Here is a 1,342-nt window from a genome sequence, read left to right on the forward strand (position 1 = left end):
CAGGGTAAGCGCAAGAAAAAATTGCCCATAATGTGCATTGGCTGGATATCGGTTGATCGTGGCTCGAAACCCCTATAATCTCGTAGAACTTGATTCTCAATAGAGTTTAATAGTTGAGAATGAGCCCCGTTTTTTCTCAATAAGCTACAGCTTATTGATTCTTGCGCTTACCCTGGTTAGGCTATCTTATTATCAGTTTATCAAAGGTACCCTCAAGGGTACTGCCAAGAGGGATTTAGATCTGACATTATATAAATGTGTTGATTGAAATTAATTAAAGCAAGAGGTAAAACCCATGGCTTACAAATACCATAAACCCTGTGTGTTCCAAGTTCCGATCAAATTAGAAGTACCGATTGTGCTCGACCTAGCTGTAGGTGCTAAGCGTAAGTGCTTTAGTAAATATGAGGAAATGGAACTCGAAGAGAACGGAGCGGCTACTGATCAGTCCCCCGAACCAGTTAGCACTTAGTATCTTTAGCAATCTTTGACAGGAATCTTTGACGGTTGGCTTTGAAATTATCGGCATAAATTAAGTCCTATCTCTCCTCTGTTTCCTCCCTCCTGAGCTCAGGAGGGAGGAGTTTTATTGTAGACCTTAAGCGATAATCACCCCCACCAATACCGAACCAGACAAAAATCGTAGGGTGGGCATTGCTCAGGAAGATCAAAATTAGTGAGCCTATAAATGAAATGGGCAATGCCCACCAATACCGAGGCTAAGTTATGAAACACTATCATATCACCTCATAAAAGGTACCCTCAAGGGTACTGCCAAGCCAGGGTTAGATTTGACATTATATAAATGTGTTGATTGAAATTAATTACAGCAAGAGGTAAAACCCATGCCTTACAAATACGATAAACCCTGTGTGTTCCAAGTTCCGATCAAATTAGAAGTACCAATTGTGCTCGACCTAGCTGTAGGTGCTAAGCGTAAGTGCTTTACTAAGTATGAGGAAATGGAGATCGAAGAGAACGGAGCGGCTACTGATCAGTCCACCGAACCAGTTACCAGTTAGTTTCTTTAAGAATATTTGACGGCTGGCTTTTAAAGTCTGGGCATAAATTAAGTCCTATCTCTCCTCTCTATCCTCCATCCTAAGCTCAGGATGGAGGAGTTTTATTGTAGACGAAAACCGATACCCTTTATGCCCTGATCTGATCAGCTGCTGAAAAGGTACCCTCAAGGGTACTGCCAAGCCAGGGTTAGATTTGACATTATATAAATGTGTTGATTGAAATTAATTACAGCAAGAGGTAAAACCCATGCCTTACAAATACCATAAACCCTGTGTGTTCCAAGTTCCGATCAAATTAGAGGTGCCCATTGTGCTCGATA

The 1,342-nt window shown here is 41.4% G+C and carries 2 protein-coding genes; both read left to right on the plus strand.

Going from position 1 to position 1,342, the window contains the following annotated elements:
• Positions 1-295 precede the first annotated feature (295 nt).
• Positions 296-472, plus strand: coding sequence for a hypothetical protein (locus F6K20_RS38720; RefSeq protein ID WP_008184273.1), 177 nt, complete (start codon positions 296-298; stop codon positions 470-472).
• 373 nt (positions 473-845) lie between these two features.
• Positions 846-1,022: a hypothetical protein gene (locus tag F6K20_RS38725; RefSeq protein ID WP_008184275.1), complete on the plus strand. Its 177-nt coding sequence runs from the start codon at positions 846-848 to the stop codon at positions 1,020-1,022.
• Positions 1,023-1,342: the final 320 nt, after the last annotated feature.

Source organism: Moorena sp. SIO2C4, from assembly GCF_010672485.1.
Lineage (GTDB): Bacteria > Cyanobacteriota > Cyanobacteriia > Cyanobacteriales > Coleofasciculaceae > Moorena > Moorena producens.